Below are 12340 nucleotides of genomic sequence, written 5' to 3' on the forward strand. Positions count from 1 at the left end.
AGACGCCGCGCGTGCGTTCAGGCCGCGTCGTCCAGCTTGACGGCAAACCCGCGCTGCACGCCGGGCCGCGCGAACAGGGCCTCGTACCAGCGCTTGACGTTCGGGTACTCGTCGAGCGAGACCTGGTGGCGCTCATGCCGCCACGCCCAGCCGAGAATGGCGAAATCCGCCACCGACAGATCGCCCGCGACGAACTCTGCCTGTGCGAGCCGCCGGTCCAGCACGCCGTAGAGGCGCCGCGTTTCGTCGGAGTAGCGCTTGAGCCCGTAGCGCCGGTCAATCTCCGACTCCACCATCCGGAAGTGATGCACCTGGCCCGGCATCGGGCCGAAGCCGCCCATCTGCCACATCAGCCATTCGAGTACCGGCACGCGCTCGCGCAGGCTCGCGGGCAGGAACTTGCCGGTCTTTTCGCCGAGATAGAGCAGGATCGCGCCCGATTCGAAGACGCTGATCGGCTGGCCGCCGGGGCCGTCCGGGTCGACGATCGCCGGAATGCGATTGTTCGGGCTGATGCGCAGGAACTCCGGCGCGTGCTGTTCGCCTTTCGAAATGTTGACGGTCTTCACCGTGTAGGGCAGGTCCATCTCTTCGAGCGCGACGCTGATCTTGCGGCCGTTCGGCGTGTTCCAGGTATGCAGGGCGATTGTCATTGCAGGCGGTGAATTAAACGGGTTGAGCCGATGCCGGTTCGCGCGGCGGGGCGTGCGGAGTGGGAGTCTTCAACGATACACGAATGCGCCTGCCAGCACTGTCGGGCCGGATGGGACGGAAGATTACCGGCGCGTACAGACGGCGCAGCGTTTCCGGCCCCGTTCAGCCCTCAATCAGCCCGCAATCTTCGATGCGGTTTCCGTGCCCGCCGTCGCGGGGCTGCCGCATGCAAGGCAGTAACGCGCGAACGCGTTCTTGCGTGCGCCGCATTGCGTGCACTTGTCGAACACGCAGATGCCGCAGTGCGGACAGAAGTTTTCGTTCGGGTCCTCCGGGTGCAGCGCGCGCTCGCAGCCCGGGCAGACCTTGCGCGCGAAGCGCGCCATCACCACTTCATAGCCCAGCGACGCGCGCCTTTGCGCGTCGCTCTGCGCTTCGGCGATACGCTGCTGCTCGCGGTATCGCGTGAGCGCGCGGATGAGGTACAGGCCCGCGACGAGCGTCCCCGCGATACCGACCGCGTAGCGCACGTACCCGCCGTAGCTCGGCAGATACGGCACGAGTTCGACGAAGAACGTGAACACCGCGAAGATGCCGAAGCCCCACACGAACGGCCAGTACTTCGACTGCCGCCGGCGCACCATCAGCCACCCCGCCACGACGAGGAGCGGCAGCGTGATCGCGAGCCGCAAGCCGAACACGCGCAGCTCCTGCCGCCCCACGGCCGCGTCGTACCTGTCGCGCGCATCGTCCTCCAGCGCGGCGAGCTTCGCCTGATCCGCATTCTGACGGCGAGCAAGGTCGAGGTCCTGCCGATCGAGTTCCTCGACGGCGCGCTGCGCGTCGCGCTGGCGCGCTACGATGGCGTCGACCTGACGCACGCGGCTCGTCACCTCGGGGTCGGCGGCGGCATCGTCGGTGACGTGGCGCGTGGTCGCCCACGCGCGAAAGGATGCCTGCGCCTGTTCGACATCGTGTTCCGCCGCCGTGAGCAGCAGGCGCTTCGACGCGAGCGCGTCGCTGACCGTGCGGCGCTGTGCGGCGAGCTTGTCGAGATCGAGTCTGATCGGCGCGGCGGCCTGCTTATCGATGAAGACTTCCAGACTCAGCGGCGCTTCGACGTGCGGCAGATCACCGACGACAAGACGCCCGAAGCCGGTCAAAAAGCCGGCAAAGAGAATGGCCACGCACCAGAGGACCCGCTGATACAGCCGCTCCGACAACCGCAAGTTCTTGTTCATCTGCTACGCCCCGTCGTGTTCGCCGTTCGGTACGGACGGTCAATAGGGTCGCACAGTCCGGATTTTTCGTCGACGCCACCACTGCCAGATGCCCGTCACGGCGATCGCTCCCAGCGTCAGGCCGCTGATCGCGACCACGCCCTCGAGCAGCGGGCCGCCAAGCTCGCCCGTATGCAGCGGGTAGATCACGACGACGGCGCGCGCCCCCGGGTCGAGCTGATCCCAGCGCTGCGCCGCAAGAACCTTTCCGGTGAACGGATCGAGCCAGACCGACGACAGGCCGTTCGGATGCGGATCGTCCGGCGTTTTCAGGCGCACGCGCAGCGGCACACCGGGCTTCGCGGGCAACTGGACGATGCTTGCCATCGCGCCCGGGAACTGCGCTTGCGCCTGCGCGACCAGCGTATCGAGCGGCCGCGGGGGACGCGCGGGGTCCGGCGAGTGGGGGAGGACCGGCGGCTTCATCGGACGGGCACCGCTCATGGCGGTGACGAAACCGCCGAGCGGTCGCCACGCCATGTAGGCGCCGGTCGCGACCGATAGCGCAATGACGATCCCGATCGTCGCGCCGCCCACCCGATGCAGGTCGTACAGGGCACGCGAGACGCCCTTGCGCAGTTCGATCCGCCAGTTGGGACGGCCGGAACGCGGCCACCACAGCACGAGACCGGACACGAGGAGCATCAGGTAGAACAACGCGACGAATGCGAGCAGGCCCTTGCCGGTCGCGCCCATCAGGAGCGAACTGTGCAGCTTGAACAGGGCGTTGAAGAAGCCCTGTGTCTCGGCACGGCGTCCGAGTTCGTTGCCCGTAAAGGGATCGATATAGACGGTGCCGTCCCATTTGCCGTGGACCGTTACCCGCAGGCTTTCGTCGGCGGCACGCGGCAGGCGAAACGAGAATGTCGAGCCGTGGACGAACTGAGCCTCGATGCGCTGCCGGACCTGTTCCAGTGGCAGGGCGCGTGCATGTTCATGCGCGTTTGCCTTGAAGAGTCCGGCGTGCAGGCGTTCGTCGATCGGGCCGCTGATCACGAGCAGCGCGCCGGTGATGCCCATGAGCGCGAGCACCCAGCCGAGCGAGAGCGCGAACCACCGGTGTGCGGTGAGCCAGAGCTTACGCAGATGCGGCATCGGGAACCTGGTCTGGCGGAAATGTCGTCACGCGAGCGCCCTTCAATAGACGAAGTGGCCCTGAACATAGATCAGGCGCGGCGCGCCCACCATCCGTCCGGCGTTGCCGTCGACGTTGCGCGTGTAGTAGCGCTTGTCCGCGATGTTGTTGACGCCCAGCGTCAGGTTGCTGCCCTTCCAGCCGGGGATCTTCCAGTCGGCCTGCATGTTCCACACGCGAAAGCCCGGGATGCGGCCGACGCGCGCGTCGGGCGTCTCGTTGACGGTATTCGTCACGTCGGAAAACTGCGAGCTCTGGTGCGTGGTGGACACGTCGAATGTCCAGCCATGCGTCTCGTAGCGCAGGCCGAGCGTATCGGTGATGCGCGAATAGAACGGCACGTCGAGGCCGGCGGTCGGCCCCGATTCCTGGATCGCCTTCGTGTAGGTGAAGTTCGCGTAGGCGTCGAGACCGCGCAGCACGCTGTCTTCGGCGAACGCGTAGTCGATCGCGGTTTCGATACCCTGGTGATGCGTGGCGCCGATGTTCTGGAACGTGGGCGGCGTGAGGCCCGGCACCTGCACGATCTGGTTGTCGAAGCGCATGTTGAAGAGCGTCAGCTCCGCATGAATACGCCTGCTCGTCCAGCGTGCGCCCACTTCGACTGTCTTCGCGAGTTCGGGCTGCAGCGGATTGGCCGCCGTCTGCGAGTTCAGCTGCAGGTTCTGCACCGGGCCGAACGATGTGCTGTAGTCGGTAAAAAGCGTCAGCGACGAATTCCACAGATACGCGAGGCTCACCGCCGGCAGCGGCTTGTTGTTCGTCGTCTCGTAGCTTTGCAGCAGCGTGTCGTCGAGACGGTTCGACGAGATGTGCTCGAAGCGCACGCCCGGCGTGAGGCGCCAGCGGCCGAACGCGATGCGGTCGTCGAGGTACACGGCGTGAGCGTCCGTTGCATTCTCGAAGGTGCTCGTCGGGCCGATCGCGCCCGTCGCGAGCGTCTGGTTGTAGCTGTTGTCGTCGCCGCGCTCGCGAATGTAGCGGTACCCGACGGTCACGTCGTGCTGCGTCGGGCCAAGCGAGAAACGCTGCGTGAAGCGCGGCTCGACACCCGTCGTGTTGTAGTTGCGCGGCTGATACTGAAGCTGCGTGCCGGCCGCGTTGATGAGCGCGCTGTTGCGATAGCTCTCGTTGTAGAACGCACGCACCTCGAATTCCTGATTCGCCGACAGCGTGTTGATGTAGCCGACATCCACCGCCTTGCGATTGCCGTTCCAGAAGTCGGTCGGACGGGTGTTCTGGAACGGGTCCTCGTTGTATTGCGCGACGGTCAGGCCGCCCGGCGTGCGCGACTTGACGTCGTAGTATGAAAACTTGCCGTAGATCTCGGACGTGGCGTTGAGCTCGTAGCGGAACTTGAGCTGGAGATCGTTGATGTGTTCGTCGCTCGCCTCGCGCCAGTCGCTGCCGGTCATGCCCGAATACAGCAGCGCAAGGCCGAGACCGTTGCTCAACTGCGTCCCGAGAAACGTGTTGTACGTCGTGTTGCTGCCGCCGCCGGCCGTGTAGATGTTTTCGCGCACCGACGCGTCGGCGGTCAGCCCGGCCTTGTCGGGAATCGCCCGGGTCCTGAAGTTGATCACGCCGCCCACGTTCTGCGGGCCGTAGCGCACGGAGCCACCGCTGCGCACCACGTCGATCGACTCGATATTGCCGAGGCTGATCGGCGCAAACGACAGTTGCGGCTGGCCGTAAGGCGCGACCGCAAGCGGGATGCCGTCGAGCAGCACGGTCGAGCGCGGCGTATAGCGGCCGGTCAGGCCCCGCACGCCGATGTTCAGCGAAACCTGGCTGCCGGCCGTGCCGGAGTTGTCGGTGGACTGCACGCCCGGGATGCGCCGCATCACGTCGCCGATGCTCGTCGCGCCGCTTTCGTTGATCTGTTCCTTGTCGACCACCGTGCGCGCGCCGGCAAACGTCTTGACACTGTTCTGAAGCCCGCTGCCGAGCCAGTCGCCCGATACGTTGATCGATTCGAGCACGGTCGACTTGTCGTCGCCACCGGCGGGGGGAGGGGCCTCCTGGGCGGCCGCCTGATCGGGCTGGCCGAGAAAGGCGAGTGCGGCAACTGCTGCGAACCGGGTAAGCGTGCTGACCGTATCGACACTACGGCGTTCTGCGAAATGCATGATTCCAGACGTCCTTGTTCTTCGCGCGGCGCATGCGACGTGGCAAAAGCCCCGCCGAGCCTTGCACCGCGGCCCTTCCGATGATTGTTACTAAATGTTCCAAGAAATCGGGCGCAAGTATAAATGAGAACCAATCGCAATTGAAAGTGAAATTTCGGTTACTTTTGCGGAATTCGTCAGGAGATTCAAAGGCGGGAAGTTATCCGGGCGGATGCAGTGCGATGGCCGCCGCATCGAAGGCAGCGGCGCTAAAGAGTCGGACCGCCCCCGCCTTGGCAGTCCGCTTTCACGCGGTCTGCTGCAATGCACGCTCGGGTTTGCCCGGTTGTAGCGGGCTGACGCGGCGCATAGCCTTTGTAATGATCCGGAAAGAAAATATTCGCGGGCCGCTGCGCAGGCCAGCCATCCTCTCGATCCGTGCCACGCGCGTCGCTCCCCGCAGTGCCGCGATGCGGAAAGTGGCCGACGTCGAATGGTTCGCGCCGGCATACGGGACGATGGTCCGGCTTACGACCGAAATGACTGTTGAGGGGCTCAAATGGCCGCGCACAAACCGCTTTACCGGTCCCTTTACTTTCAGGTGATCATCGCGATCATCGCCGGGGTGCTGCTGGGATTTTTCGCGCCCCACACCGGCGAAGCGATGAAGCCGCTCGGCGATGCCTTCATCAAGCTGATCAAGATGATCATCGCCCCCATCATCTTCTGCACCGTGGTCGTCGGCATTGCCGGCATGGAAGACATGAAGAAGGTGGGCAAGACCGGTGGGCTCGCGCTGCTGTATTTCGAAATCGTCAGCGGCCTTGCGCTGGTGGTCGGCCTGCTGATCGTCAACCTGGTGCAGCCCGGCGCCGGCATGAACGTGGACCCGAAGACGCTCGACGCGAAAGCCGTGGCCACGGTCACCAGCGGGCGCAAGATGGAGAGCACCACGGACTTCCTGATGAACATCATTCCCTCGACGGTGGTCGACGCGTTCGCCAAGGGGGAGATACTTCAGGTCCTGCTGTTCGCGCTCATGTTCGGCTTCGCGCTGCACGCGTTCGGCGGCAGAGGCACGCTGATATTCGACTTCGTCGAGAAGATCTCGCATGTGTTCTTCGGCATCGTCGGCATCATCATGAAAGTGGCGCCGATCGGCGCGTTTGGTGCGATGGCCTTCACCATCGGCAAATACGGCATCGGCAGCATGGTTTCGCTCGGCATGCTGATGATCACGTTCTATGCGACCTGCCTGATATTCATCTTCGTCGTGCTCGGACTCATTGCGCGGTTCCACGGCTTTCGCGTGTGGAAGCTGATCAAATACCTCAAGGAAGAACTGTTCATCGTGCTCGGCACGTCTTCATCGGAAGCGGCGCTGCCGCGCGTGATGGTGAAGCTCGAGAACCTGGGCGCAAAGAAATCGGTGGTGGGCCTCGTCATTCCTACCGGCTATTCCTTCAATCTCGATGGCACGTCGATCTACCTCACGCTGGCTGCCGTCTTCATCGCCCAGGCGACCAACACGCCGCTCGATCTCACGCATCAGCTCACGCTGCTGGCGGTGTTGCTGCTCACTTCCAAAGGTGCTGCCGGCGTGACGGGCAGCGGGTTCATCGTGCTTGCCGCGACGCTCTCCGCGGTCGGCCATGTGCCGGTCGCGGGGCTTGCGCTCATTCTCGGCATCGACCGCTTCATGTCCGAAGCACGCGCGCTGACCAATTTCATCGGCAATGCCGTCGCCACCCTCGTGGTCGCCCGGTGGACGAACGATCTGGACGAGGCACGGATGCGCAGGGTCCTGGACAACGAGACCCCGGAGGAGGCAGACGAGCCCGAAAAGGTGTTCGACCGGACGGACGAAATCATGCCTGTCACGGCGACGCAACCCCGCGCGGACCACGCCTAGGCGCGCGTGAGCGCCTTTATCTCGCGGCCCGGATTCCAGAGCGATCGAGGGCTGTGCCACCTCGTTGAAATGCCGCGTGCGGGTGTTTCCCGTTAGAGCGACCCCGGGCGATCCGCTGAAGCGGCTACGTTCAGGCGCTCGCCTGCTGTCCGCATCACAACCTCTCACCTCTCATTTGCGCACAAGGCGGCCCGTGCCCCTCGCCTCCGCATTTTCCCTATGTTACGATCGTAACAACACTGCGTTAAACTGATATCAATCTCTCAAAAAGTGTTGTGCGTTGCACAACCAGCGGACGCCCCTATGCTCGATGCAGCTTCGAAACCGGTGATCGCCTGGCCCGGCAAGCCGGCGGCTCATGCCGCCGCCCGCAATCCCGGCGTGCCCTTCGACCTGTCGTGGCTCGACGGGTTGCGTGTGAACCAGTCGGCTGTCGGGCGGCGCACCGCCACGCTCGGCACGCGGCGCGCGGTCAAGAAGGACGCGCAGGCCGCGTGGCTGCTCAAGGCGATCACCTGCATCGACCTGACGACGCTCAACGGCGACGACACCGCCGCGCGCGTCGAACGCCTCTGCGCGAAGGCGCGCCGCCCGGTGCGCGACGACCTGCTCGACGCGCTCGGCATGGCACCCGGCTCGATCAGGACCGGCGCCGTCTGCGTGTATCACCGCTACGTGAAGACCGCGGTCGCCGCGCTCGCAGGCAGCGGCATTCCGGTCGCGGCGGTGTCGACGGGCTTTCCGTCCGGCCTCATTCCGCATCCGCTGAAGCTGCGCGAGATCGAGGCGTCGGTGGCCGACGGCGCGGCCGAGATCGATATCGTCGTCACGCGCGAGCACGTGCTGACCGGCAACTGGCAGGCGCTCTACGACGAGATGCGCGACTTCCGCGCGGCCTGCGGCGATGCGCACGTGAAGGCGATTCTCGCGACCGGCGACATCCGCACGCTGTCGAATATCGCGAAGGCGTCGATGGTCTGCATGATGGCCGGCGCCGATTTCATCAAGACCTCGACGGGCAAGGAGGGCGTCAACGCGACGCTCGACGTGTCGCTCGTGATGGTGCGCATGATCCGCGAATACCTCGCGCGCACGGGCGTCGCGATCGGCTTCAAGCCGGCGGGCGGTGTCTCGACGGCGAAGTCCGTGCTCGAATACCAGATCCTGATGAAGGAAGAGCTCGGGCGCGAATGGCTCGAGGCGGACCTGTTCCGCATCGGCGCGTCGAGCCTGCTCGCCGACATCGAGCGGCAGCTCGAACATCACGTGAGCGGCCGTTACTCGGCGTTCAACCGTCATCCTGTCGCGTGAGCCCGCGCGCCACGACCCAACCAGAAGGCCCCATGAGCGTAGCCGAATATTTCTCCTCGATGGCATACGGACCCGCACCGGAAGACGCCCGCGCCGCGCGCGTCTGGCTCGATCAGCATGCAGACGGCTTCGGCCATTTCATCGGCGGCGCGTATCGCGCGCCGTCGGCGGGCGACGAAGCCGTGCGCTTCGAGTCGCGCGAGCCCGCGACGGGCCGCGTGCTCGCGTCGATCGCGCAAGGCGATGACGCGGATGTCTCCGCCGCCGTCGATGCGGCGAGCGGCGCGCTCGCCGCATGGCAGGCGCTGGGCGGCCCGGGGCGCGCGCGTCATCTCTACGCGCTCGCGCGCATGGTGCAGCGGCACAGCCGGCTTTTCGCGGTGCTCGAATCGCTCGACAACGGCAAGCCGATCCGCGAGACGCGCGACATCGACATCCCGCTCGTCGCGAGGCACTTCCTGCATCACGCGGGCTGGGCGCAACTGCAGGAGCGCGAGTTCGCCGACTGGGCGCCGCTCGGCGTGATCGGGCAGATCGTGCCGTGGAATTTCCCGCTGCTGATGCTCGCATGGAAGATCGCCCCCGCGCTCGCGCTCGGCAACTGCGTCGTGCTCAAGCCCGCGGAATACACGCCGCTCACCGCGCTGCTGTTCGCGGAACTCAGCTCGCGCGCGGGGCTGCCCGCGGGCGTGCTCAACGTCGTGACGGGCGACGGCCGCACGGGCGCCGCGCTCGTCGGGCACCGCCAGGTCGCGAAGATCGCGTTCACCGGATCGACCGAAGTGGGCCGCCAGATTCGCGTCGCGACGGCGGGCTCGGGCAAGTCGCTCACGCTGGAGCTCGGCGGCAAGTCGCCGTTCATCGTCTTCGATGACGCCGATCTCGACAGCGCCGTGGAAGGCGTCGTCGATGCGATCTGGTTCAACCAGGGGCAGGTGTGCTGCGCGGGCTCGCGCCTTCTGGTGCAGGAAGGCATCGAGGCGCGCTTCGTCGAAAAGCTCAAGCGCCGCATGGAGACGCTGCGCGTCGGGCCGTCGCTCGACAAGGGCATCGACCTCGGCGCGATCGTGGATACGGTGCAGCTCGAACGCATCCGCGCGCTGGTCGCGCAGGGCGCGAGCGAGGGCTGCGCGATCCATCAGCCGTCTAGCATGCGGCTGCCCGAAGGCGGCGCGTTCTTCCCGCCGACGCTCGTCACCAATGTGTCTCCCGCATCGACGCTCGCGCAGGAAGAGATCTTCGGCCCGGTGCTCGTTACGATGAGCTTTCGAACGCCCGACGAAGCCATCGCGCTTGCCAACAATTCGCGCTACGGGCTTGCCGCGAGCGTGTGGAGCGAAAACATCAGCCGGGCGCTGGATGTGGCGCCGCGTCTGCAATGCGGCGTCGTGTGGATCAACGCGACGAATCTCTTCGACGCGGCCGTCGGCTTCGGCGGCTATCGCGAATCGGGCTTCGGCCGCGAGGGCGGCCGCGAGGGGATTTACGAGTATCTGAAGCCGCGCGCGTGGACTAAGCTTCCGGTTCGCCACGACGGCCCCGCGCGCGCGCCTGAAGGCGAAGCGCCGCACGAAGGCAACGTCAGCGCGCTCGACCGCACCGCGAAGCTCTTCATCGGCGGCAAGCAGGCTCGCCCCGACAGCGGCTACTCGCGGCTCGTGCGCTCGCCGTCGGGCGCGATCGTCGGCGAAGTGGGCGAGGGCAGCCGCAAGGACATCCGCAACGCGGTATCGGCGGCGCGCGGTGCGCAGAAGTGGTCGGGTGCGAGCGCGCACAATCGCGCGCAGGTGCTGTACTACCTCGCCGAGAACCTGTCGGCGCGCTCGGCGGAATTCGCGCGGCAGCTGGTCGCGCGAGCAGGCATGAGCGAACGCGACGCGCAACGCGAAGTGGAGGCATCCATCACGCGCCTCTTCACTTACGGCGCGTGGGCCGACAAGTTCGACGGCGCCGTGCATGCGCCGCCGCTGCAAGGCGTCGCGCTCGCGATGAACGAGCCGCTCGGCGTGATCGGCGTGGTGTGCCCGAACGAGGCGCCGCTGCTCGGCTTCGTGTCGCTCGTCGCGCCCGCGCTCGCGCTCGGCAACCGCGTGGTGGCCGTGCCGAGCGAGACGTGTCCGCTGATGGCGACGGACTTCTATCAGGTCGTGGAGACGTCGGACGTACCCGGCGGCGCGCTCAACATCGTGACGGGCGAAGCGCGCGCGCTCGCGCAGACCCTGGCGCAGCACGACGACGTCGATGCGGTATGGTGCTTTGGCGGCGCGGCGTTGTCGGCGATGGTCGAGCGTGAATCGGTGGGCAACCTGAAGCGCACGTTCGTCGATCATGGCCGCATGTTCGACTGGCACGATGCCGCGAGCGAGGGGCTGCCGTTCCTGCGCCAGGCGGTGCAGGTGAAGAACATCTGGGTGCCGTATGGGGATTGAACCATGGGGATTGAGGCGCGGAGATTGAACATCAGGTAATTCACGGGCGAAGACTTCACGACGAAGCGCGCCCACGCTTGGAGGAGACATTGTGCTGAAGAACATCGATCCGCTGTTGAACGCCGACATCCTGCACGCGCTCTGCGCGATGGGCCACGGCGACGAAGTCGTGATCTGCGACGCGAATTTCCCCGCCGATTCGGTGGCGCGCCAGACCGTGCTCGGCAAGCTGTTGCGCATCGACGGCGCCGGTGCGCCGCGCGCGATCCGCGCCGTGCTGTCCGTCATGCCGCTCGATACGTTCGTCGATCATCCGGCCGAGCGCATGGAAGTGGTCGGCGACGCGGGCGCGCTTCCGGCCGTGCAGCGCGAGGCGCAACGCGAAGTCGACGACGCCGAAGGGCGCGACACGCCGTTCGCCTCCATCGAGCGTTTCGCGTTCTACGAGCGCGCGAAAAGGGCCTATTGCGTGATCGCGACGGGCGAGGCGCGCGGCTATGGCTGCTTTATCTTCAAGAAGGGCGTCGAACTCGCGCCCGACGCGCCGGAGAACTCGAAGTGAAGGGCGCGAGCGTAGTGATTCTTGGCATCTACGTGACCGATCTCGCGTTCCGCGCCGAGCGCATGCCGCTGATCGGCGAGACCGTTGCGGGTTCGGCGTTCGCGATGGGGCCGGGCGGCAAGGGCTCGAATCAGGCGGTTGCCGCCGCGCGCGCCGGAGCAGACGTCGTGTTCTGCACGCGCATCGGCGCCGATGCGTTCGGCGAGATCGCGCAGTCGACCTGGGCCGCCGAAGGCATCACGTCGCGCGCAACGGTGCTCGAAGGCGTATCGACGGGCGCGGCGCACATCTACGTGGACGAGCGCACGGGCGGCAACGCGATCATCGTCGCGGCGGGCGCGGCAGGCACGCTCGGCGCAGCCGATGTCGACGCGATCGAAGCGGACATTGCGCGCGCCGCCGTGTTCGTCACGCAACTTGAGCAGCCGGTTCCGGCGGCGCGCCGCGGTCTCGAACTCGCGCGCAGGCACGGCGTGACGACGGTGTTCAACCCGGCGCCCGCGCTGCCGTTCGAGGACGACATCTATCCGCTGTGCGACTACATCACGCCGAACGAGACTGAAGCGACGGCGCTGACCGGCATCGCGATCGCCTCGGTCGACGACGCGCGCCGCGCCGCCGACGTGCTGCTCGCGAAGGGCGCGCGCGCGGTGATCGTGACGCTCGGCGAGGCGGGCGCGCTGCTGCATACGCCGGACGAATCGGTGCTCGTGCCCGCGTTCGATTGCGGACGCGTGATCGAAACGGCGGGTGCGGGCGACGGCTTCACGGGCGGCTTCGCCGCCGCGCTCGCGCGTGGCGAGAGGCCGCTCGACGCGGTGCGCTTCGGCTGCGCGCTCGCGAGCCTTTCGGTGACGCGCGCGGGCACGGCGCCCTCGATGCCGACGCTCGAAGAAATCAACGCCGTGCTCGGCGAGCGTCCCGTGCTCGCCGCGCAGTCGTCGTGAAC

Annotated in this window: 9 protein-coding genes; 5 read left to right on the plus strand and 4 right to left on the minus strand. The window is 66.4% G+C overall.

Annotated features, from left to right (window positions below; genetic code table 11):
- Positions 1-17 precede the first annotated feature (17 nt).
- From BG61_RS07180 to BG61_RS07195, 4 genes are all read right to left on the minus strand, one after another.
- Positions 18-653: a glutathione S-transferase family protein gene (locus tag BG61_RS07180; protein WP_035932372.1), complete on the minus strand. Its 636-nt coding sequence runs from the start codon at positions 651-653 to the stop codon at positions 18-20.
- A 174-nt stretch (positions 654-827) separates the two neighbouring features.
- The gene (locus BG61_RS07185; protein WP_035932369.1) at positions 828-1895 is read right to left on the minus strand and encodes a zinc ribbon domain-containing protein; all 1068 of its coding nucleotides are present in this window, start codon (positions 1893-1895) and stop codon (positions 828-830) included.
- A 39-nt stretch (positions 1896-1934) separates the two neighbouring features.
- On the minus strand, positions 1935-3029 hold the full coding sequence (locus tag BG61_RS07190; protein ID WP_035932364.1) for a PepSY-associated TM helix domain-containing protein: 1095 nt from the start codon (positions 3027-3029) through the stop codon (positions 1935-1937).
- Between the two features lie 42 nt (positions 3030-3071).
- Positions 3072-5198 (minus strand): TonB-dependent receptor family protein, encoded by a 2127-nt coding sequence (locus BG61_RS07195; RefSeq protein WP_051672348.1) that lies wholly within the window; start codon positions 5196-5198, stop codon positions 3072-3074.
- A 538-nt stretch (positions 5199-5736) separates the two neighbouring features.
- Between BG61_RS07195 and BG61_RS07200 the strand changes: the two genes are divergently transcribed.
- The 5 genes from BG61_RS07200 to rbsK all read left to right on the plus strand — a co-directional run bounded on the left by BG61_RS07200 (position 5737) and on the right by rbsK (position 12338).
- The gene (locus tag BG61_RS07200; protein ID WP_035932357.1) at positions 5737-7089 is read left to right on the plus strand and encodes a dicarboxylate/amino acid:cation symporter; all 1353 of its coding nucleotides are present in this window, start codon (positions 5737-5739) and stop codon (positions 7087-7089) included.
- Positions 7090-7392: 303 nt separating this feature from the next.
- Entirely contained in the window at positions 7393-8400 is a 1008-nt protein-coding gene (deoC, locus tag BG61_RS07205) for a deoxyribose-phosphate aldolase (protein ID WP_035932352.1), read from the plus strand.
- A gap of 32 nt (positions 8401-8432) precedes the next feature.
- Positions 8433-10829 carry an aldehyde dehydrogenase family protein gene (locus BG61_RS07210; RefSeq protein ID WP_035932348.1) on the plus strand — a complete coding sequence of 799 codons (2397 nt, stop codon included), beginning with the start codon at positions 8433-8435 and terminating at the stop codon, positions 10827-10829.
- Positions 10830-10920: 91 nt separating this feature from the next.
- Positions 10921-11391, plus strand: a complete 471-nt coding sequence (locus BG61_RS07215) for an RbsD/FucU family protein (RefSeq protein WP_035932345.1) — start codon at positions 10921-10923, stop codon at positions 11389-11391.
- Positions 11388-12338 (plus strand): ribokinase, encoded by a 951-nt coding sequence (rbsK, locus tag BG61_RS07220; RefSeq protein WP_035932339.1) that lies wholly within the window; start codon positions 11388-11390, stop codon positions 12336-12338. The genes BG61_RS07215 and rbsK overlap by 4 nt, the downstream gene beginning before the upstream one ends.
- Positions 12339-12340: the final 2 nt, after the last annotated feature.

The sequence above is a fragment of the Caballeronia glathei genome, from assembly GCF_000698595.1.
Taxonomy (GTDB): Bacteria; Pseudomonadota; Gammaproteobacteria; order Burkholderiales; family Burkholderiaceae; genus Caballeronia; species Caballeronia glathei.